The organism is Rhizobium sp. N621, from assembly GCF_001664325.1.
Taxonomy (GTDB): Bacteria; Pseudomonadota; Alphaproteobacteria; order Rhizobiales; family Rhizobiaceae; genus Rhizobium; species Rhizobium esperanzae.
The window spans coordinates 669,446-689,189 of the sequence record NZ_CP013495.1 but is presented as its reverse complement, the minus strand read 5'-3'; the positions used below and the strand labels follow the sequence as shown (position 1 = coordinate 689,189).

The following is a 19,744-nucleotide window of genomic DNA, read 5'->3' as shown; positions in this document are numbered from 1 at the left end:
AATCCTGGGTTTAAGCGGTTACACGCTCAATTGCATCGATCAGCTTGGCCGGGTCGAAAGGCTTGACGATCCAGCCGGTGGCGCCGGCCTGGCGGGCGCGGTTCTTCTTTTCCGCGTCGCTCTCGGTCGTCAGGACCAGGATCGGGATCGCCCGATATTTTTCGTTGCGGCGGACACCTTCGATGAAGCCGAAACCGTCGAGGCGCGGCATGTTGATGTCGGTTACGATGACGTCAGGATTGGACTCTTCGAGAACCTCGAGACCCTCGACGCCGTCTTCCGCCTGGATCGTCTCGAAGCCGGCATTGTTCAGCGTCACGAGCAGCATGTTTCGGATGGTGCGGGAATCATCCACGGTCAGTACTTTTTTCTTCATTGCCGAATCTCCTTGGCAAGCAGGTGGTCAATATTGACGCCAACCAGCTGCATGGTTTTGTGAAATGCGTCGGACACCTTGGAGAAGGTGAACGGCTGCTTGTCTTGCTCCCAGGTCTTCTCGGCGGACATCAGGACCTGAGCGCAAAGAGCCCCGATCCGCTCAACGCCCGATGCGTCGATCGAAAGACCGCTGCCCCTCAGAGAAATGAGTTTTTCACGCAAGGCGGAAGCCTCGTTGAGATCGAGCACCGCTGTCAAATTCAGCGTCTTGCCACTCTTCTTTGCCACCATCAGCTTGTCCTTGTCCCCTTGTCCCCGGCTCGAAAAGATGAGCTGCGGCGATCATCCGATAGGTTAGTAAACATTCCGCCCACCTCCGACGCTTGCGAGCGACCGCGGAAGGCCAAAATCGTCATTTTCGTATTCGTCTTCGACCGCAGGACGGGCAACCGCTTCGATCGCGCGGGACGGCGTTGCGCGAACCGAGCCCAGGCGCCCGGAATGCGCATTTTCCCTGGCGATGCGGAATTCGCGAATCGTCTGGCCGAGCTCGAGAATGACAGTATGCAGGTGGTCGGCGCCTTCGGCGGAACGTTCGGCCAAACCGGCACTGTCCGCCACCTCTGCGCCGAGACCCTTGACGTCGGCCGCCAGGCCGTCGAGGCTTGCGGCATGCTCGCCGGTCCTGGTGGCGACGCCTGATATGGCGGCGTTGATGTCGGTGACCTGCCGCACGATGCTGCCGATCGATTCCTGTGTACGTGCGACCATCTGCACGCCGGCGTCGACCTGCGCCTTGGTCGTTGTCACCAGCGTCTTGATCTCGCGGGCGGCGTCGGCCGAGCGCTGGGCAAGCGCACGGACTTCCTGGGCGACGACGGCAAAGCCGCGGCCTGAATCGCCGGCTCGAGCCGCCTCGATGCCGGCATTCAGCGCCAGAAGATTGGTCTGGAAGGCGATCTCGTCGATCGCGCCGATGATCTGGCCGATCTTCTCGGCCGACTGCTCGATATCGGCCATGGCGCTGATCGCGCGGCCGACGACTTCGCCGCTTTGCTCGACCGCAGCGCGGGTCGAGGCGGCCGCCTGTTCGGCGGCGCGGCTGTCGGCGGCGCCGTCGCGCACGCTGCCGGCAATGCCGACAAGGGCGGCGGCGGAAAGCTGCAGCCGGTCGGCCTGGCCGGACGCCGTGCCGGCGAACTGCCGCGACAGGTCGGCAAGCGAAACCGTTGCCGCTTCAGCCTTATCTGTGCGTCCGGTTACGGCGGCGAATTCTGCCTGGAGGCCGTCCAAGGCGCCGTTCAGGGCGGCGGCGATCCCGGCATAGGCGCCGTCGGGGTCGACAGGCGCGCGTCGCGTCAGGTCGCGGGCGGCGAGGCCCTCGATGACCTCACCGAAGATCCGCGCGATTTCCGCTTCACTTCCGGCGCGCTGATCAGCGAGCGCACGGCTCTGGGCGGCTCGCAGCGCATTGAAGCGAAGCGAAACGGCGATTTCCACGTCGACCATGACGATGCGGATGATCGCGGTCATCAGATCGGACATTTCGCGGGCGCGGCGCCTGGCCGAGGGCAGCAGGGGCCGACCGGCGATCTCCTCGACGAGGCCGGAAAGGACATGCTCCAGCATGACGCCGTGGCCGGCCACGTGCCAGCGCGGGTCGAGGCCCATTTTGCTTTCGGTGTCGGCGAGAACCTTGACGCGCTCGGCATAGAGGCTGTCGAAGCGCGCATCCGTCAGCACGTCCCAATGCGAGGACTGCAGATCATGCAGACGATCGACCTGTCTGTCGCTCTCGAAATTGCGCGCAGCGTCGGGATAGGACTGGAACCTGTGGAAGAGATCGCGCAGACCGGCTTTCAGACGCGCTTCGAGGGCCGGCCGGTTACGGCGCACCAGTTCGCACTGATCGGCATCGAGACCGGCAAAACGCAGGCGGTCGCGCAAGCTGCCTGCCTGCGCTCCACGAGCCTGATCTGATGGCATGTCCTGCCTCAACGCCTGTCCCCGACCCACTTTCCAGGCGAATGCCCGGCAAAAAACTTTTGCAGCATTCGATGAACGCAAGCGCGGAGCCGGTCTTCACCACCGGCGACGACCGGCAGGTAAAAGCCCTTGATCAGCTATGTTTCGAAGCTGTCTGAAGAGATGGATACCGGATCGACCCGGTACGGCGGTACGGCGTCATGCCTGCTGGGAACGAGCACATCTTCCCATTCCGACGTGTAACCCAATGTTTATGGTAAATTCCTTGCCCGAAGGTTAATACGCCTTTCCAGGAGCAGGCTTTTGGAGCAATTCAAGGCAGTTCGCAGGAAATACTTCCACGGAGTTGCACGGCTGCTACAAGGCACACGCAAGCTCCGTGTTATAGGCCGGTCGACAACCAAGACATGACGTCGACAAGGACAGAGCAATGATTGTTCTCGGATTGGGTTCCTGCTTGATCGCAATGGGCGTACTTGCCGCCATCGCCCGTCTCGATTTCCTCGCGGCAAACCGCGACATCCGCATGCTTCGGGTGTTCTGAAGCCCCTCTGGCTCCAAGCCGATCCATTCCATTCCCCGTTGGCAGTCCGGCGCCTTTGGTGTAATCGCACTCGCGCCTTTCATGTCAGCGGAACACTCGGTTCATGTCCCCCAGATCTGGTCTCCTCATCGTTTTCGGCTTCACGCTCTGGCGTGTCGTCACGCTGCATTTCGATGCCACAGACCTGTTTGTCGACGAGGCACAGTACTGGTTCTGGTCGCAGAATCTCGATCTCGGCTACTATTCGAAACCGCCGATGATCGCCTGGGTGATCCGGGCGATGACGGAGCTTTCCGGCTCCAACGCCATCTATTTCATCAGGCTTCTCGGACCGCTGATCCACATGGCGGCGGCACTGGTGCTGATGAAGGTGGCAAAGCGTTTCGTCGGGCCTGAGATCGAAGGCTGGACGGGCGCCACCTACATTACGCTTCCCGGCGTAGCACTTTCTTCGGTGTTCTTCTCGACCGACGTGATCCTGCTGTTCTTCATCGCGATCACCTTGCTCGCCTATTTCGGCCTGACGCAGCGGCGCTCCGTCGGGCTGGCGCTCGTCATGGGCCTCGGCGTCGGCCTCGCCTTCCTGACGAAATATGCCGTGCTGTTCGTCGTACCGGGCGGCGCAATCGCCCTCCTGCTCATTCCGTCGGCGCGCATCGCGGTTCGGGACTTCATCATCGCTGTCGCGGTCGCGGCTGTCGTCGCCTTGCCGAACCTCTGGTGGAACCTGCAACACGACAATACGACGGTGCGCCATACGCAGGATATCGCCCATTGGAGCGACCTCGGCATCAATCTGCGCCGCGGGCTCGAATTCTTCTCCGCCCAATTCGGCGTGGTCGGACCGATCATTTTCTTCGCAATGCTCTGGGCGGTCTATCGTATGATCAAGGGCCGGAGCGACGACCGCGAAAAGATGCTGATCTGGCTGTCGATGCCGGTGGTGGTGCTGATCACGCTGCAGGCGACGGTCGCGAAAGCCTATGCCAACTGGGCCGTAACCGCCTATGTCGCCGGAACCATTCTTGCCGTCTGGCTGCTTTACCGCATGTGGCCGAAGGGGCTTAGGCTGTCGCTCACCATCAACGGCATCGCAAGCCTGCTCTTTCCGCTGGCGACCATCTTTCCGCAGCAATTGCTGCTGCCGAACGGCGACGAATTGATGAAGCGCTATCTCGGCCGCGCCGAGGTCAGCCGCGAGGCGGGAGCCCTTGCAGCTCAGGCCGGCACCGATATCATCGTCACCAATAATCGCGACATGGTCGCCGATCTCTTCTATACGCTGCGCGACGCACCCTACCGGATCTACGCCCGAGCTCCCGCGGGACTTCCGGAGAGCTATTACGAGCAGGAGTTCGCGCTGCCCGCCGACGCCACAGGCAAGGTGCTTTTCCTGACGGACGCCCCCCTCACCTGTGCCACGGAAACGCCGGAGGTCCTGAAGAGCTGGCAGCCGACCGCGGGCTATTACAAGGGCAAGGCGCTTTACATCTACAAAGTCTCCGCCGGCTGCCTGGCGCCCTGAGCCGGCTTCGGCCTGTTCAATTGGGCAGGCAGAGGCCGGTGCCTGCCCCTTCGATCTCGACGAACCTGACACCACCCCTTTCGAAAGCGAGACGCAGCTGCGCCTCCGTCGCGCGGTGGATGTCGTGGTGGCGCCCCTCGTAATCGCGGATGGTGCTGCGCGAGACGGCGGCTCTTTCAGCCAGATCGGCCTGGGTCCAATCCAGCAGGCCGCGCGCCGCGCGGCAGAGAGCCGGGGTGAGAATTGTTTCCCTTGCGCCTTGACCCATGATTTCATGTTACCCATATTGGTCGAGATAGACCATATATGTCACATTGCAAACAGGATTTCCAGATCGGGAGACAGCAATGCCGCACGATACGCCCTTGATTTCGACAATCGTCGGCGGCCTCGTGCTGGCTTTCATCTTCGGCGCGCTTGCTCATCGGCTGCGCATGCCGCCGCTCGTCGGCTATCTCATCGCCGGCGTGCTGGTGGGGCCGCACACGCCGGGTTACGTGGCGGATCAAAGCCTTGCGCCGGAGCTTGCCGAAATCGGCGTCATCCTGCTGATGTTCGGCGTCGGGCTGCATTTCTCTCTCAAAGACCTGCTGTCGGTACGCGGCATCGCCCTGCCCGGCGCGGTCGCGCAGATCGGCTTTGCGACTTTGCTCGGCTGGGGCCTCGGCGCCTTGATGGGCTGGCCGACCGGCGGCGGCCTGGTCTTCGGCCTGGCGCTTTCGGTCGCTTCTACTGTCGTGCTGCTGAAGGCGCTGCAGGAGCGCCGGCTGGTGGAGACGGAGCGCGGCAGGATCGCCGTCGGCTGGCTGATCGTCGAAGACCTCGCCATGGTGCTGGCGCTGGTGCTGATCCCGGCGGCAGCCAGCATCGGCGGCGGCCATGGCCCGGTCGAGCCGCTGTCGGCGGGTCTGAACAGCCTGCTCGGCCTCGATCTCGGCATCGGCGGTATGATCGCCATGACGCTGGTCAAGGTGGCGCTGTTCGTGGCGCTGATGCTGGTCTTCGGCCGCAAGCTCATTCCCTGGATGATGCACCGCATCGCCCACGCCGGCTCGCGCGAGCTCTTCCGGCTCGGCGTGCTCGCCATCGCGCTTGGCGTTGCCTTCGGCGCGGCGAAGCTGTTCGGCGTGTCCTTGGCGCTCGGCGCCTTCTTTGCCGGCATGGTGCTGGCCGAAAGCGAACTCAGCCACCGCGCCGCCCAGGAAAGCCTGCCACTGCGGGACGCCTTTGCCGTGCTCTTCTTCGTCTCCGTCGGCATGCTGTTCGATCCGAACATCCTGCTCGACAGGCCGCTGCCGATCCTCGCCACCGTCTTCATCATCGTCATCGGCAAGTCCGTCGCCGCCTTTCTGATCGTGCTCGCCTTCAGGAAGCCGGCCGGCACGGCGCTGACGATTTCAGCAAGCCTCGGTCAGATCGGCGAATTCTCCTTCATCCTCGCCGCTCTCGGCGTCGAACTCGGGCTGTTGCCGGAGGAGGGCCACGACCTGATCCTTGCCGGCGCCATCATCTCGATCATCCTCAATCCGCTGCTGTTCTTCCTCTGCGACCGCATGCGGCCTGTTCTCGAAGGTGCAAGGCGCGAGGAAGCTGTAGCCGACCCCGCTTCCGCCGCGGATGCGGGTGCCGCTCAGGAGCAGGTGCCGCCTGAGGACGACGCCGTGCGTCCGACCACGCTTGCCGGCCACGCCATCCTCATCGGTTACGGCCGGGTCGGCCGGATCGTCGGGCAGAATCTCAAATCGTCAGGCACGCCCTTCCTCGTCATCGAGGATTCCGACAAGCGCATCGGCGAATTGAAAGCGCAAGGGATCGAAGCCTTCATGGGCAATGCGGTGGCGCAGGAGACGCTCGATCTCGCCAATCTTTCGGCTGCGCGCAGCCTTGCCATCGCCATCCCGAACGCCTTCGAGGCCTGCCGCATCGCCGAGCAGGCGCGCAGCGTCAATCCCTCGATCCTCATCGTCGCCCGCGCCCATTCCGACGCCGAGGTCGACGAGCTGAAGCAATACGGCGCCGACACCGTCATCATGGGCGAACGCGAAATCGCACTTGGCATGGTTGACCGGCTGGCTCAAGTGCATCATGAGAGTGTTTCCTATGAAGACAGGCAGGAGCCTGCTACAATCATCCCGACGGGCACTGCTCCGCCGGAACGAGAATGAGAGATTGGCGCGCTTTTGAGCCGATACGGGAGTGACATCGCCGGGACGGAGGAGATGGAGCTGGATCAGCACCGTCTACAGAGCCGTATCGCTGCCTCCCTTCTCATCGCCATTCTTGCCTATATCGGCCTGCTTTTCGGCGGCAATCTCATCATTGCGCCGGCAACCGCCGTCAACACGCTTTCCTCTTCCGGCCGCGATCCGCAGCCGCCGCAACTGAGCGCGCGCGATGCCGTACGTGGGGTGCTTGCCGCCGAGCGCAAACTTGCGCCGAAACAGACCGCCTACGACGCTGGACCGCCGGCCCTTGCCGCCACCCCTGCCGTCGATTTTACCGGCTGGAACGTGACCGCTCCTCTTGCGGCATTCGAACCTCCGCTTCATCCGGCAGTTTCCAGGACCCATCAGCCGCGCGCACCGCCGATCGCCGCCTGAGGCTGGCGCCGCGCGGCGCTTCCGACCATTGACGACATGCCGCCAGCGCTCGCGCGCCGGCCCCCGATTATCTAAGGAATACAACATGCGCACTTCACCATGGCTGGTGTTCACCTATACGGTGATCATCGTGATCGGCCTATTCATCGCCCTGCCGAACGTCCTGCCGCAGTCCGTCCTTCAGCGCATTCCGGCATGGCTGCCGCATGATCAGGTGTCGCTCGGCCTCGACCTTCGCGGCGGCTCGCACCTCGTTCTGGAAGTCGACGAGGCTGATCTGACCAAGGAGCGGCTGCAATCGCTGCTCCAGGACGCGCGCCGCGTGCTGCGTGAAAAGGGCATCCAGCCGAAGGCCGTCGTGCGCAGCCAGAACCAGATCGTCGTGACGCTCGCCGATGCCGGGCAGAGCGATGCCGCTGTCACCGAACTTAGGACGCTCGCCAATCCGATCAGTACAGGCCTCAGCGCTGGGAAGGCCGATCTCGATGTCACCGCGAATGGCGCGACCATCACCGTCGGCTTCTCGCCGGCCGGCATCTCCGCCAATGTCGACAACGCCGTCCAGCAGAGCCTTGAAGTCATCCGCCAGCGCGTCGACCAGGTCGGCGTCTCCGAGCCGACGATCCAGCGTATCGGCGGCAACCGCGTGCTCGTCCAGCTTCCGGGCGCGCAGGATCCGTCGCGCCTGCGCGAACTTCTGGGCTCCACGGCCAAGATGTCGTTCCACATGCTGGCGCCTAACAACCAGCCCGGCCCCGGCGTCACCATGATGCAGGATGACGAAGGCCGATCCTATCCGGTGCTCGACCGCGTCGAAATCTCGGGCGACCGCCTTTCGGATGCCCGCGTTAGCTTCGATCCCAACACGCGCGAACCCATCGTCAGCTTCCGCTTCGACAGCGCCGGCGCAACCCGCTTTGCCGAGATCACCCGCCAGAATGTCGGCAATCCCTTCGCCATCGTCCTCGACGACAAGGTGCTGAGCGCCCCCGTCATCCGCGAGCCGATCACCGGCGGTTCGGGCCAGATCTCCGGCAACTTCTCGGCCGACAGCGCCACGACGCTTGCCGCCATGCTGCGCGCCGGCGCCCTGCCCGCCAAGCTGACCGTCATCGAGGAGCGCACCGTCGGCGCCGACCTCGGCGCCGATGCGATCAAGATGGGCATCTATTCCGGCATCGTCGGCTTCGTCCTCGTCGCGGCCTTCATCTTCGTGCTCTACGGCACCTGGGGCATTCTGGCCAACGTGGCCCTGCTGATCCACACGATCCTGACCTTCTCGGCCCTGACGCTGGTCGGCGCGACGCTGACGCTGCCGGGTATCGCCGGCGTCGTTCTCGGCATCGGCCTCGCGGTCGACGCGAACGTCCTCATCAACGAGCGTATTCGTGAAGAGACCCGCAAGGGCAAGGGCGCCTTTGCCGCCATCGATACGGGCTTCAATCGTGCCTATTCGACCATTATCGACGGCAACATGACGGCTCTGATCGCTGCGGCCATCCTGTTCTGGTTCGGATCCGGGCCGGTTCGCGGCTTTGCCGTGACCATGGCCCTCGGCCTGATCATCTCGATGTTCACCTCGGTCGCCTTCGTTCGCGTCGCGATGATCGAGATTACCCGCCGCCGCAGGTTCAAGGTGCTGAACATCCGGCCGTTGATCCCCTTCAGCCCTTATGACAAGCACATCCAGTTCATGAAGGCGCGCTTCTTCGGCGTCACCGTTTCGGCGCTGCTTTCGATCGCCTCCGTCGTGCTCTTCATCCATCCCGGCCTCAACTACGGCGTCGATTTCCGCGGCGGCATCCAGATGTCGGTCAAGACGAAAGAGGCGGCCGATCTTGCGAAGTTCCGCGAGGGTCTCGATAGTCTCGGCCTCGGCGAAATCACGCTGCAGACCTTCGGCGACAACAACAGCATTCTCGTTCGGGCGCAGCGGCAGGAAGGCGGCGAAGAGGCGCAGACGGCTGCGGTGACCAAGCTGAAGGCAGAAGTCGCCAAGATCGATCCGAGCGCCACTGTCGAAGGCACCGACGTCATCGGTCCGAAGGTCAGCGGCGAGCTTGCCTCGGCCGGCATCCTGTCGGTCGTAATCGCCAGCTTGGCTATGCTCATCTATATCTGGGTGCGGTTCGAATGGCCGTTTGCCGTCGGCGCCATCGTCACGCTGGTGCTCGACGTCACCAAGGCGATCGGCTTCTTCGCCATCACCGGGCTCGACTTCAACCTCACGGCCATCGCCGCCATCCTGACGCTCGTCGGCTATTCGGTGAACGACAAGGTCGTCGTCTACGACCGCATGCGCGAAAACATGCGGCTCTACAAGTCGATGCCGCTGCGCGAGATCATCGACAAGTCGATCAACGAGACCCTGGCGCGAAGCCTCTACACAAATGCGACGGCCTTCCTCGCCCTGGTGCCGATGGCGATCTGGGGCGGCAGCGCCGTTTCGAGCTTTGCGATCCCGATGGTCTTCGGCATTCTGGTGGCCGGCGCGTCGTCGATCTTCATCGCCGCACCGATCCTGCTGTTCCTAGGCGACTGGCGCCGCCGCCATGCCAAGGCGGCACTGGCAACCGATGCGGCAGCCGAAATCATCCCGCCGGAAGAGGGCCGCTCGCGCAAATCGGCGAGCTGAAAACGGGTTGTTAACGCATCCTTGAAGAGGGCGCCGGTTGCAGAGCCGGCGCCCTCTTTTTATTGTTGCCTATTGCCAGGATAAAATTATGCAGCAATTCAAGATATTACAGCGTCCGTCGCGTGGCTGAAAGAGAGCGCGACGCCGCAGCAGAGATCGGGGAAACCGCCAGATGTCACCCAACCCGACGAAACCGCTTGAGAGCAATATTGCCGGCGATAACGAGGAGCGCATCAAGCGCTTTCTCGCAACCGCCTCGCACGACCTGCAATCGCCGCTGCGCCATATCGCCATGTATGCCGAGCTGCTGCTCGACGACCTCGAGGAGACACTCGACGGCGAACAGCTTCAGAGCCTCAGGATGATCCTGGAAAAGGCGCAAGCCGCGCAACGCCTCACCAAGGCACTGATGAGCCTTGCCGGTGGAGCGCCGCAGGTAATTCCCGAAGAGGTCGAACTGAAGGCCCTGGCCGAAAGAATCTGGAGCGACCTCATCGAGGAGACGGGCGCGCGCGACGCGACGCTCGCCAGTCGGAGCCTCCCCTCCATCCGCACCGATCCCGCGCTGTTCGGCCTGGTGCTGAGGCAGATCATTTCCAACGCCCTCACCTATCGCAGCGCATCGCCGCTGCATGTGGCGATCGCGGCTGAGCAAGAGGGGGCGAACTGGTTCATCCGGATTTCCGATAACGGGACCGGCATCGATCCCGCCTATCGAGAGCGGATCTTCGAGCCGTTCTGGAAATTGCCGAAGGCGGGGGCAACCCCTGGCGCCGGTCTCGGCCTGACGACGGCGCAGGAACTTCTGAAGGCGCTTGGCGGCGATATCAGTCTCGAGCATTCGGACGAAACCGGCAGCCGCTTCACCATCCGCCTGCCCGCGGGCTAAGCAACGTATTGCAATCGCTCAGCTTCGTTTGCTGTCTTTGAAGCGCATCGCGATCTCAGATCCAGTGGACGTGCTTCAAATCCTTGTTTGCGCATGCCGCTATCGCGAACCGCGCCCGCTTTTGCGCTGCTCAAATGCTGTAATCGTCCTTCCAGAAATCCGGCACATCGTAGGTCACATATTCGCGGATGATGTGCTGCAGCGTCTGGACGTCGATCTCGTCCTTGCCGATGCGGAAGTCGACACCGTAATCCGGGAACTCCTGGAAATAGCCGCCCGATATGTCAGTCGAGACGACGCCGATCGGGCCGGTATAGCCGATACCGCGCAACTCCGGCACCGTCTCGCGGAAATCGGCATTGGGCAGAAGGCGATTGTCGAGCAGGATGAGATCGAAGCGCGCTGCGCGGATTTTTTCCAATGCGTCTCCGATCGACGGTGAATATTCGACTTCGACCGCCGGCTCGGAAAGATCGGCGATCTTCTTTTTGAGCGCGCGGAATTCGATGAACTCGTCGTCGACGAAGAGAACCTTGACGGCATTCTGTCGGACCGTTTTGGTGATCATTTCATTTTCCTCAGTCCCGAAGCCAATTTTCACGAAACCAAACCATTCCTCAGGGCGATTGCCACCATGTGGACGCGGTTCACGGCGTCGAGCTTACGCGCGGCCGCGGTGATGTGCGAATTGACCGTATGTTCGGATAGACCGAGAATGATGGCGATTTCGGCCGAGGTCTTGCCTTCGCTGGTCCATTTGACGATTTCCGATTCGCGCTGGGTCAACCGCCCGGACATCTCAGGCGTCAGGATTTCCTCGTAGAGCTTGTCGAAAATGCGCATGGCATCCAGAAGCATGTCGGCGATCTCGCCCTGATCCGGCTCTTCACGCTCACCGCTCAGCACGAGGCAATATCGCCGCCCTTCGGGTGTGAACAGCGGAATGAAGAGGAAGACGCCGCTGCGGAACTCGTTGAAAAGCCGATCGGAGGGATAGGTGTCCGGCTGCGTGCTCCTGCCATGGACGGGCGTCGCCAAAAACTGGGCGCTCTTTGCCCGAACGGTCCCGAGCGCCTCCCTCAACGTCGCAATGAAAAGGCCGATCCGTCGCTCGGCGACATTGGTGATGACGATATCGCGCTCGCCGAAAGGAGTCGAAGCCTCGGAAATGCGGGCAAGCGCGAAATTATCGAAGTGGTAATGCTGCGCCGCCGCTTTCAGCAGACGGAAAAAATCGGTGCGGTTGATCGCCCGGCTCAGCTCCGGTCCGGCATGAAAAGGAGTTGCCGCGGCATTGTTCATTCCCACTCTTCCTCTCCTCCCGCCATGCCCCCGATCCCCAAATCTTGGGATATACGTCTTAAACGCGAACAGCTACAAAAATTGCGAGACAGTTGATGAGAGATATCGAAACGGGGACTTTCGGTATACAAGGCGGATATCATCAAATGCCTCAACTACAGGTGATGCACGGGCAGATATACTGAGGGGCAGTAGTTCTTACCTGGGTATCGTAAATCTTCGCGCATTCAACATCCATGAATGCGAGAAGGCAGTGCCAGACGTAAGCGCGAGAGAGCCGATAGGCCCATTCAGCTAAGGGGTTGGCTGGAAGTTCGTGGCGGCGAACACGGGTCAATCGGTTCTCTCAGCGCTTATTTTTCGTTCCGTTCTTTTCGCTTCGGTTGCATCTTGAAATGCACACTCGGCCTTGTCAATTGCGGTTTGTCACTTCGCCCGGACGAACGCCAGGAAACGCACCATTCGGTTTCCGCCGTTTCCTACACTTCCAGATTGAGAAGGATCGCGCCAAGATCAAGCGGCTTCTCGAGGTAAAGATCGGCACCGGCTTCGAACGCCCGCGCGCGGTCCTCATCGGCATCCGACCCGCTGCAGATGGCGAGACGCATCGTTCTGAAACGATCATCCCCGCGCAGGCTGCTTACCAGGCCAATGCCGCTGTCGAGGGGCATGTAGAGATCGGCGACCAGCAGCTCCGGCGGAGCCCAGCCTTCCGCCACGCGCTGCTTCAGCGCCTCCAGCGCCGTCTCGGCCGTCGAAAAACAGAATAGATCGACGTCTATCTGCTGCTTCTTGCGGATATAGTCGAGATAAAAGAGATCATCCCTGCTGTCGTCGACGTAAACTATCGTAGGCATCCGGCACCGTGATTTGGGTATTGTTCGAATGAACCTGGTTGTCCTTCGACGTCACGATATCGCGATTTCACCAAAATTCGATCTGTTCGATCGAAAAATCATTTCGGAAAAAGCGCAGTGGCGGCGTTCGCTGGCTATTGAGTATTCCTCGATTTCGGAAAAAATGGCCGCGCGAACCGAGAGAGGATACACGGGTGCAGGATAAGGGCAACGTGGACCTGCAGGACCAGCGGAGGCGATGGCGCTACCGTGCCTTCGCGATTGCGGTCGGCTGCCTGCTGTTCCTTCTCGGGGTGAGCGCCCTTGCCGGCTGGCTGCTGCAGATCAAGGTCGTCATTTCGCTCTTCCCCGGCTTTCCGTCGATGGCCTTCAATACCGGGCTCTGCTTCATGCTTTCCGGCCTTGGGCTTGCCGCCTCGACGCTTGCTGCCCGTCGCTTTCTTACAATGGCAACGATCATGACAGGGGTTGCAGCGGCGATCGCGGCAGCCCGGCTCGCGGAAATCGCAACGGTCGGCCGGACCGTCCATTATGTCGACCAGTTGATCACCCGCTTGGTGATTCCGCCCGATTTCATTGCAGAAATCGGCGGCGGCATGGGACCCAATACGGCGCTGATCTTTCTGATTGCCAATCTTTCGCTGCTGCTCTCGCTCCACGTGGACAAGCCTGGAAATCAGGTGGTGCAGGAGCTGACCGCCTATGTCGTCGTCACACTCGGCATGATCGCGCTCGCCGGCTATCTCACCGATGCCGAACAGGGCTACCGCTGGGGTCCCTATGCGGCGATGGCGTTGCACACGGCGATCGGCATGGTGTTTTTCGGCGCGGGCCTGCTTGCCCGCTCCTGGTGGATGCAGCCGGCAAACCGGGCGCAGATTCCGCTCTGGATTCCGGCGGCGGTCTGCTTCACCGGCCTTGTCGTCGATCTCTATACGCCGCTCGGCCTTGCCAACGGCATTCTTTACGTGCCGCTAGTGCTGACGGCCCTCTGGTTCGGTAACAGGAATGCGCCGCTCTTCTTTGCCTTTGCCTGCACCATGCTCCTCATGCTCGGCTTCTTCGCCGTCAGACATGACGAGGCGGCATTTTGGCAGGAGATCGCCAACCGCACCATCACCGCCGCCACGCTCTGGCTGATCGCCATCCTCATCTTCTACTTCCTGCGCAACAACAACAATCTGGAAGCCGAACGCGTTCGCTTCGGCGCGCTGGCGCGCAGCACGCCGGATGCCGTCCTCGTTATCGACGGGCGCGGAACGATCAAGAGTTTCAATCCGGCAGCCGAGATCATGTTCGGCTATTCGCCGCAGGAAACGATCGGCCGGAACATCAAGATGCTGATGCCCGAGCCTTATCATTCCGAGCACGACGGCTATCTCTCCCATTACCGGCAGACCGGCGAGGAGCGTATCATCGGCACGACGCGGATGGTCTCCGGCCGGCGCAAGAACGGCATCGTCTTCCCGATCGAAGTGTCCATCAGCGTTGTCGTCAGCGGCGAGACCAAGACCTTCGTCGGCATCGTACGCGATATCAGCGAGCGCGTGCGGCAGGAAGAACGGATGAAAACGACGCTTGCCCAGCTCGAGGCCTATACGGCGGAGCTCGAGCGCAGCAACCATGACCTAGACGAATTCGCTTATATTGCCTCGCATGATCTGAAGGAGCCGCTGCGCGGCCTGCACAACCACTCGCGTTTCCTCCTCGAGGATTATGAGGACAAGCTCGACGTGGACGGCGTGCGCCGGCTGAACCGGCTCGTGCGTCTCAGCCAGCGGATGGAGAAGCTCGTCAACGACCTGCTTTACTTCTCCCGGCTCGGGCGGCAGCAGCTGGCAGTCAAACGCACCGATATCGGTCTGATCGTCAAGGATGTGGTCGCGACGATGGAGCTGCTTCTTGAAGAGCGGCATGCCAGGGTCGTCACCGACGGCAGGCTGCCGGAGGTGGTCTGCGACGCGCCGCGGCTGACCGAAGTGTTCCGCAATCTCATCACCAATGCGATCAAATACAACGACAAGCCGACGCCGCTGATTTCCGTCGGCTATCTCGAACGGTTCGTCGGCAAGGACGGCACGGTTGCCCGCAACGTGTTTTTCGTTAGGGATAACGGCAAGGGGATACCCCAGGAATTCCATGAGGATATTTTCCGCATTTTCAAACGGCTCGAAAAGTCGCAGGATTCCGACGACGGGACCGGAGCAGGCCTCACCTTCGTCCGCAAGATCATCGCGCGGCACAACGGCGATATCTGGCTGGAGTCCGAAGTCGGCGTCGGTACCACGTTCTATTTCACCTTGGGAAGAAAACGCGAGGGGCAGAATGCAGCAGCGTGATACGCAACCGATTTTGATCGTCGAAGACAGTGAAGACGATTTCGAAGCGACGATGCGCGCCTTCAAGCGCACCAATCTGCGCAACTCGATCCGATGGGCGGCCTCGGGTCAGGAAGCGCTCGACATGCTCGGCGTAATGGTGCCGAAACCAGGGCTGATCCTGCTCGATCTCAACATGCCTGGCCTCGACGGCCGCAAGACCCTGGAGGCGATCAAGTCGAACGATGGCTGGCGGAAGATCCCGGTGGTGATCCTGACGACCTCAGACGACGAACGGGACATCGAAGGCTGCTACGCGCTCGGCGCCAACACCTATGTGCAGAAGCCGGTCGATCTCGACGGCCTCTTCGCCGCGATCCAGCGGCTGAAGGAATACTGGTTCGAAATCGCGATCCTGCCGCTCGAGGACTGACCGTTTGGCGGAAGACTGCTGCATTCTCATCATCGACGACAACATCGACGACCGCGAGGTCTATCGCCGCATCCTGGGCCGCGTCTCCAGCACGGCCTATACCGTCCTCGAGGCGGAGACGGGTGAAGAGGGCCTTGCACTGAACAGCCGGAAACGGCCGAACTGCATCCTGCTCGACTATTCGCTGCCGGGGCGCGACGGGCTCGGCGTTCTTGCCGATATATTGGAGGACGATCCCGCCGCCAATGTCATCATGCTAACCGGCCAGGGCAGCGAAACCGTCGCCGTCGAGGTGATGAAGAGCGGCGCGCGCGACTATCTCACCAAGGATTCGCTTTCACCCGAAACGCTGCATCGCTGCATCCAGAACGCCATCATGCATGGCATGCTGGAAGGCCAGCTGGAGCAGAAGCGGCAATCGCTTGAGATCTTCACACGCGCCATGGCGCATGATCTGAAGGAGCCGCTGAGGACGATCAAGTCTTTCAGCCGTATCCTGCACGGCTCTGCAGTGCTTCCGGCCGAAGACCGCGAGCTGCTCGATTATGTCTTGAGCGCCGCCGACCATATGGAAGACCTGATCGTCAAGGTCTCGAACTTCACCAAGCTCGAAGCCTATGGCGGGCCGCAGCTGATGCCGGTCTCGCTGGCCGATGTGCTCAATCAGGTGGAGGACAATCTGCGCCAGCAGATGGAGAGCCGCGGGGCCGTCATCATCCGCGGGCCGCTGCCGGAGGTGATGGGCGATGCGACGTTGCTCGCCCAGCTTCTGCAGAACCTGGTGTCGAATGCCATCCGCTATTGCGATCAAAAAGCTCCGGAGGTCCAGATCTCGGGCGAAGCGCATGGGGATAGCTGCCGCCTGACGGTGCGTGACAACGGACCGGGCATCGACCCCCAGCACCGCGAGCTGATCTTCCAGCCGTTCAAACGGCTCGTCGGCCGCGGCATCGAGGGCACCGGGCTTGGCCTTGCGATCTGCCGCCGCATCGCGCAGTTGCATGGCGGCTCGATCTGGTGCGAACCGGAGAAGGGGCCCGGCGCCACCTTCATCATCGAGATGCCGCTCGCCGGGGCACGGCCCGCGCCGCCCGCCGCATCAGCCGTTCCGCCCAGCCTGAAGCCGGCAGAGCAGCCAGCCGAAGGTTCCGGCAGGCTTGCCGAAGTGCTGCTGGTTGAAGACAGCCCCGCCGACATCCAGATTCTGAAGATCAAGCTGATGCGGCGGGAGAAGGTGACCTTCAACCTGCATGTCGCCACCAATGGGCGCGAGGCGATGCGGCTGCTCGAAGAGCGCGCCGGCATCGCCGGCGTGCCGCAGATCGACCTGATGCTGCTCGACATCAACATGCCGATCATGGACGGTTTCGAGGTGCTGAACGCGCTGTCGGCCGATGCCCGTCTGAAACGGATTCCCGTCTGCATTCTCAGCACCTCAAGCGATGAGACCGACATGCAGCGAGCCAGAAATCTCGGCGCGAGGGCCTATATGGTCAAGCCGCCGACCCTGCAGCAACTGGAAGAGGCGCTCGAAGATGTCGATCATTTGGAACTGCTGCAGCGCGGCGATTCGCTTGCGCTTTGTGCGGAACAAAACTAAGCGGTGGTCATTGGCAACGGTATGACTTTCGCAGCTCTCATACTCGCGCTCCTGACGACGCTTCAATCAGGACTGCTCTCGATGGTATCAGGCATACATCACGTTACGGCCATCACCCGAAAGGTGCAGGCGAACGTGGATTTTTACGCCGGCTTTCTCGGCATGCGCCTCGTCAAGCAGACGGCCGGCTACGAGGATACGACCCAACTCCATCTCTTCTACGGCGATTCGGTAGGCACGCCGGGTTCGCTCGTCAGCTTCCTCGTCTGGGAAGATGGCGCGTCCGGCCGGGCGGGCTACGGCCAGATCAGCGAAATTTCGCTGGCGATCGATCCGGCGAGCATCGGCTATTGGCTGACACGCGCCATGAGCTTCGGCCTGCGTTCGGAGGGACCCGCCGATGAATTCGGCGAGCCTGTCCTCAGGCTGAAAGACCCCGACAATATCATCCTCAAGCTCGCGGGCGCAAAGGACCTCACATCGCCCGCTGTCTGGGACGGCGCCTCGATCCCGGTCGAGCATGCCGTCCAGCGGGTGCGCGGCGCAACCATGCTGACGGAAAAGCCGGCCGAGAGCCGCAGCTTCCTCGAGCGCCATTTCGGCTACCGCTTCCAGGCCAACCGCGGCACGATCGACAGGCTGGTTTCGCAATCCGGCGATGTCATCGACGTGCGCGATGCGCGCGGCTTCTGGTCCGGTGCGCCGGGAACCGGCACCGTCGATCATGTCGCATTCCGGGCCGCCGATGAGGAGGCGCTGCGTTCGGTTTCCGAGGCGCTGGAGAAGACCGATGCATCGCCGACCAACATGCACGACCGCAAGTATTTCCGCTCGCTCTATGCCCGCGAGCCCGGCGGAACGCTGGTGGAGCTTGCAACCGACAAGCCCGGCATGACTGTCGACGAAGAGCACGCGGCCCTTGGCACCAAGCTCTTCGCGCCGCCGGGAGCGATCACCAATCTCGACGACCTGAAGGTGGTTCTGCCGCAATTTTCGATGCCCGGCCAGCCGCGCATCAATTACCGCGAGCTGCCGTTCGTCCATCGCTTCTATACGCCGCCCAATCCCGACGGCAGTGTCTTCGTGCTGCTGCACGGCTCGGGCGGCAATGAGACGACGCTGATGCCGCTCCTCAACAAGGCGGCGCCGCGCGCGACCCTGCTCGGCGTCCGTGGCCGTGCGACGGAAGAGGGTTTTCCGCGCTGGTATAAGCGCATCACCCCCTTCTCCTTCGACCAGAACGACATCAAAACGGAGGCCGAAGCCTTTGCGGCCTTCATCGAGGGCGCCGTCAAATCCTACGGCCTCGATCCCAAGAAGATCGTCTATGTCGGCTATTCCAACGGCGCCAACCTGTTGAACTCGCTGCTCTACCTGCACCCGAACCTCGTTCACAAGGCGGTGCTGCTGCGCTCCATGCCTGTGCTCAGCGACTATCCGCATGCCGATCTGAAGGGCACGGATCTGCTGGTCATCAGCGGCAAGACCGATGCCTACGGCAAATATGCGAGCGAGCTGGAGGACAGGCTGAAGAGTTCGGGCGCCACCGTCGATTCCGACGTCATCCCCGGCGGCCACGATCTCGGCGACGCCGATGTGCCGATCATCCAGAAGTGGCTGCTCCAGAGAATGGGGGATGATCCACCGCCGCTGGAGCAGCAAGCGGTCAAGCCGACGAGCGAGCCGTTCGGGCAACCATGATGCCGGCGAGCACCACGCTGGCGCCCAGCGCCTGCATCGTCCCGATCGCCTCGTCCAGCAGCGCCCAGGCGAGGATTGCGGCGACGACCGGCTGCAACAGCAGCGTCAGCGATGAAAAGGCGGGCGGCAGATAGGCCAGCGCATAGGTGATCGCCACCTGCCCGCCGGCATGGCTGACAAAGGCGAGGCCGAAGAGGATCGACCAGCCATAGAGGGTCGCCGGCAGCATCTGCCCTTCGAAGAAGAAGGCGATCGGGAAGATGCAGACGGCAGCCGATGCCGTGCTCCACAGCATGATGCGGATCGTATCGAACCGGCTGCGCAACCTGCCGATCGCCAGGATATAACAGGCATAGAAGAAAGCGGCGATCATCGCGGTGCCGTCGCCACTCAAATCGCCATTGCCGAGCCCTGCCGGTCCGCCTTTCAAGATAACGACACCGGCGAGCGCCAGGACCAGCCCCAGCAGGAAAACGCCGCTGGTTCGCGCCTTAAAAAACAGGACGGCGATCAGCGTGACGAAAACAGGCGCGAGGTTTGCAAGCAGCGTCGCATTGGCGACCGATGTCATGGTAAGCGAAAGATGCCAGGCGGCGAGGTCGAGCGCCAGCATGAGGCCCGGAAGAACCAGCAAGCCATAATCGGAAAGGCTTTGCGGCTTCGGCCCCGCATCCGTCTTCACGAGCGAGACGATGAAGATCGGGATCAGCGCCAGCGTCACACGCCAGAAGGCGGTGGCCATCGGCCCGGTCTCGGACAGCCGGACGAAGATTGGCGAACCGCCGATCGCCGCCCCGCCGAGGACGAGCGCCGCAAGGGCCAGACGATTGGAAGGCGAGGCTTCGGAGAGGGTGGAAGCGGTCTGCGACATGGTCTCGATATTTTTGATTGCCCGAACATTGGCGGCGGGCCGTTGATTGGCGCGTGCATAGCAGAAGTCGCCCGCCGGCGACAGTCGAAGAGCGACATCGGGACA

Annotated in this window: 18 protein-coding genes; 10 read left to right on the top strand and 8 right to left on the bottom strand. The window is 62.1% G+C overall.

Going from position 1 to position 19,744, the window contains the following annotated elements; all coding sequences use genetic code 11:
- Positions 1-10: 10 nt before the first annotated feature.
- From cheY1 to AMK00_RS03375, 3 genes are all read right to left on the bottom strand, one after another.
- On the bottom strand, positions 11-376 hold the full coding sequence (gene cheY1 / locus AMK00_RS03385; RefSeq protein WP_003570362.1) for a chemotaxis response regulator CheY1: 366 nt from the start codon (positions 374-376) through the stop codon (positions 11-13).
- On the bottom strand, positions 373-669 hold the full coding sequence (locus AMK00_RS03380; protein WP_064809596.1) for an STAS domain-containing protein: 297 nt from the start codon (positions 667-669) through the stop codon (positions 373-375). Before AMK00_RS03380 ends, cheY1 begins: the two co-directional genes overlap by 4 nt.
- Before the next feature lie 63 nt (positions 670-732).
- Entirely contained in the window at positions 733-2,364 is a 1,632-nt protein-coding gene (locus tag AMK00_RS03375) for a globin-coupled sensor protein (RefSeq protein WP_064809595.1), read from the bottom strand.
- A 647-nt stretch (positions 2,365-3,011) separates the two neighbouring features.
- Between AMK00_RS03375 and AMK00_RS03370 the strand changes: the two genes are divergently transcribed.
- Positions 3,012-4,433, top strand: coding sequence for an ArnT family glycosyltransferase (locus AMK00_RS03370; protein ID WP_064809594.1), 1,422 nt, complete (start codon positions 3,012-3,014; stop codon positions 4,431-4,433).
- 16 nt (positions 4,434-4,449) lie between these two features.
- Here AMK00_RS03370 and AMK00_RS03365 read toward each other — a convergent pair whose 3' ends face one another.
- A complete protein-coding gene (locus AMK00_RS03365) occupies positions 4,450-4,701 on the bottom strand; it encodes a helix-turn-helix transcriptional regulator (RefSeq protein WP_064805903.1) in 252 nt (83 codons plus the stop codon).
- A 79-nt stretch (positions 4,702-4,780) separates the two neighbouring features.
- On the opposite strand from AMK00_RS03365, the gene ybaL reads away from it, so the two are divergent.
- The 4 genes from ybaL to AMK00_RS03345 all read left to right on the top strand — a co-directional run bounded on the left by ybaL (position 4,781) and on the right by AMK00_RS03345 (position 10,557).
- Positions 4,781-6,598 carry a YbaL family putative K(+) efflux transporter gene (gene ybaL, locus AMK00_RS03360; RefSeq protein WP_064809593.1) on the top strand — a complete coding sequence of 606 codons (1,818 nt, stop codon included), beginning with the start codon at positions 4,781-4,783 and terminating at the stop codon, positions 6,596-6,598.
- 54 nt (positions 6,599-6,652) lie between these two features.
- A complete protein-coding gene (locus AMK00_RS03355) occupies positions 6,653-7,033 on the top strand; it encodes a hypothetical protein (protein ID WP_064800655.1) in 381 nt (126 codons plus the stop codon).
- Between the two features lie 85 nt (positions 7,034-7,118).
- Positions 7,119-9,668 carry a protein translocase subunit SecD gene (secD, locus tag AMK00_RS03350; RefSeq protein WP_064800654.1) on the top strand — a complete coding sequence of 850 codons (2,550 nt, stop codon included), beginning with the start codon at positions 7,119-7,121 and terminating at the stop codon, positions 9,666-9,668.
- Between the two features lie 172 nt (positions 9,669-9,840).
- Complete coding sequence (locus AMK00_RS03345) at positions 9,841-10,557, top strand: sensor histidine kinase (RefSeq protein ID WP_064809592.1); 717 nt, start codon at positions 9,841-9,843, stop codon at positions 10,555-10,557.
- A 130-nt stretch (positions 10,558-10,687) separates the two neighbouring features.
- Here AMK00_RS03345 and AMK00_RS03340 read toward each other — a convergent pair whose 3' ends face one another.
- The 3 genes from AMK00_RS03340 to AMK00_RS03330 all read right to left on the bottom strand — a co-directional run bounded on the left by AMK00_RS03340 (position 10,688) and on the right by AMK00_RS03330 (position 12,716).
- Positions 10,688-11,125: a response regulator gene (locus AMK00_RS03340; RefSeq protein WP_064809591.1), complete on the bottom strand. Its 438-nt coding sequence runs from the start codon at positions 11,123-11,125 to the stop codon at positions 10,688-10,690.
- Positions 11,126-11,154: 29 nt separating this feature from the next.
- The gene (locus AMK00_RS03335; RefSeq protein ID WP_064809590.1) at positions 11,155-11,859 is read right to left on the bottom strand and encodes a helix-turn-helix transcriptional regulator; all 705 of its coding nucleotides are present in this window, start codon (positions 11,857-11,859) and stop codon (positions 11,155-11,157) included.
- 479 nt (positions 11,860-12,338) lie between these two features.
- Positions 12,339-12,716 (bottom strand): response regulator, encoded by a 378-nt coding sequence (locus AMK00_RS03330; RefSeq protein ID WP_064809589.1) that lies wholly within the window; start codon positions 12,714-12,716, stop codon positions 12,339-12,341.
- A gap of 28 nt (positions 12,717-12,744) precedes the next feature.
- On the opposite strand from AMK00_RS03330, the gene AMK00_RS32380 reads away from it, so the two are divergent.
- Genes AMK00_RS32380 through AMK00_RS03310 form a run of 5 tightly spaced genes read left to right on the top strand, consistent with a single transcriptional unit; the run spans position 12,745 to position 18,768 of the window.
- Positions 12,745-12,921 (top strand): hypothetical protein, encoded by a 177-nt coding sequence (locus AMK00_RS32380; RefSeq protein WP_164517754.1) that lies wholly within the window; start codon positions 12,745-12,747, stop codon positions 12,919-12,921.
- Entirely contained in the window at positions 12,911-15,055 is a 2,145-nt protein-coding gene (locus tag AMK00_RS03325) for a sensor histidine kinase (RefSeq protein WP_064809588.1), read from the top strand. The genes AMK00_RS32380 and AMK00_RS03325 overlap by 11 nt, the downstream gene beginning before the upstream one ends.
- Positions 15,042-15,467, top strand: coding sequence for a response regulator (locus AMK00_RS03320; RefSeq protein WP_064800648.1), 426 nt, complete (start codon positions 15,042-15,044; stop codon positions 15,465-15,467). The genes AMK00_RS03325 and AMK00_RS03320 overlap by 14 nt, the downstream gene beginning before the upstream one ends.
- Before the next feature lie 4 nt (positions 15,468-15,471).
- Positions 15,472-17,067 (top strand): response regulator, encoded by a 1,596-nt coding sequence (locus tag AMK00_RS03315; protein WP_064809587.1) that lies wholly within the window; start codon positions 15,472-15,474, stop codon positions 17,065-17,067.
- A 21-nt stretch (positions 17,068-17,088) separates the two neighbouring features.
- A complete protein-coding gene (locus tag AMK00_RS03310; protein ID WP_237350429.1) occupies positions 17,089-18,768 on the top strand; it encodes a VOC family protein in 1,680 nt (559 codons plus the stop codon).
- On the opposite strand, the gene AMK00_RS03305 is transcribed toward AMK00_RS03310, so the two are convergent.
- Positions 18,734-19,639 (bottom strand): DMT family transporter, encoded by a 906-nt coding sequence (locus AMK00_RS03305; RefSeq protein ID WP_064809586.1) that lies wholly within the window; start codon positions 19,637-19,639, stop codon positions 18,734-18,736. The genes AMK00_RS03310 and AMK00_RS03305 overlap by 35 nt on opposite strands.
- Positions 19,640-19,744: the final 105 nt, after the last annotated feature.

Bases quoted from the DNA above. Each gene is read 5' to 3' on its own strand.
- cheY1 (WP_003570362.1), bottom strand. From the start codon at position 376: ATGAAGAAAAAAGTACTGACCGTGGATGATTCCCGCACCATCCGAAAC.
- AMK00_RS03380 (WP_064809596.1), bottom strand. From the start codon at position 669: ATGGTGGCAAAGAAGAGTGGCAAGACGCTGAATTTGACAGCGGTGCTC.
- AMK00_RS03375 (WP_064809595.1), bottom strand. From the start codon at position 2,364: ATGCCATCAGATCAGGCTCGTGGAGCGCAGGCAGGCAGCTTGCGCGAC.
- AMK00_RS03370 (WP_064809594.1), top strand. From the start codon at position 3,012: ATGTCCCCCAGATCTGGTCTCCTCATCGTTTTCGGCTTCACGCTCTGG.
- AMK00_RS03365 (WP_064805903.1), bottom strand. From the start codon at position 4,701: ATGGGTCAAGGCGCAAGGGAAACAATTCTCACCCCGGCTCTCTGCCGC.
- ybaL (WP_064809593.1), top strand. From the start codon at position 4,781: ATGCCGCACGATACGCCCTTGATTTCGACAATCGTCGGCGGCCTCGTG.
- AMK00_RS03355 (WP_064800655.1), top strand. From the start codon at position 6,653: ATGGAGCTGGATCAGCACCGTCTACAGAGCCGTATCGCTGCCTCCCTT.
- secD (WP_064800654.1), top strand. From the start codon at position 7,119: ATGCGCACTTCACCATGGCTGGTGTTCACCTATACGGTGATCATCGTG.
- AMK00_RS03345 (WP_064809592.1), top strand. From the start codon at position 9,841: ATGTCACCCAACCCGACGAAACCGCTTGAGAGCAATATTGCCGGCGAT.
- AMK00_RS03340 (WP_064809591.1), bottom strand. From the start codon at position 11,125: ATGATCACCAAAACGGTCCGACAGAATGCCGTCAAGGTTCTCTTCGTC.
- AMK00_RS03335 (WP_064809590.1), bottom strand. From the start codon at position 11,859: ATGAACAATGCCGCGGCAACTCCTTTTCATGCCGGACCGGAGCTGAGC.
- AMK00_RS03330 (WP_064809589.1), bottom strand. From the start codon at position 12,716: ATGCCTACGATAGTTTACGTCGACGACAGCAGGGATGATCTCTTTTAT.
- AMK00_RS32380 (WP_164517754.1), top strand. From the start codon at position 12,745: ATGAACCTGGTTGTCCTTCGACGTCACGATATCGCGATTTCACCAAAA.
- AMK00_RS03320 (WP_064800648.1), top strand. From the start codon at position 15,042: ATGCAGCAGCGTGATACGCAACCGATTTTGATCGTCGAAGACAGTGAA.
- AMK00_RS03310 (WP_237350429.1), top strand. From the start codon at position 17,089: ATGACTTTCGCAGCTCTCATACTCGCGCTCCTGACGACGCTTCAATCA.
- AMK00_RS03305 (WP_064809586.1), bottom strand. From the start codon at position 19,639: ATGTCGCAGACCGCTTCCACCCTCTCCGAAGCCTCGCCTTCCAATCGT.